The following is a 329-nucleotide window of genomic DNA, read 5'->3' on the forward strand; positions in this document are numbered from 1 at the left end:
TCCCTGCTGGAGACGACCTTCGACACCGGCGACCAGGAGCTGTGCAAGGAACTCCTGTCGATGGGGACGGTACGGCGCGCCGCCTCGTTCCCCGTCGTCTCGATGGTCCCGGCCGTCGCCGAGGTCCTCGCCCGCCTCGAAGGGGAGCGGCGCGGTTCGGCGAGCGAGGCGGGGCGCTGGGCGACGGCGGCCGAAGAGGCCGCGGGACGCATGCAGTTGCCCGGCGCGACGGGACTCGCGCTGCTGGCCCGCGCACACCACCACCGGGTCACCGATCCGCTCAGGGCCGCCGTCTTCGCTTCCAGCGCCGTGGTCACGCTGACCCGGGC

The 329-nt window shown here is 74.2% G+C and carries 1 protein-coding gene; it reads left to right on the forward strand.

Features of this window, described 5'->3' with window-relative positions:
- Nucleotides 1–329: hypothetical protein (locus G3I40_RS05100; RefSeq protein ID WP_164300948.1), on the forward strand; the 329-nt coding region annotated here is incomplete at both ends.

Source organism: Streptomyces sp. SID14478 (assembly GCF_010548525.1).
Lineage (GTDB): Bacteria > Actinomycetota > Actinomycetes > Streptomycetales > Streptomycetaceae > Streptomyces.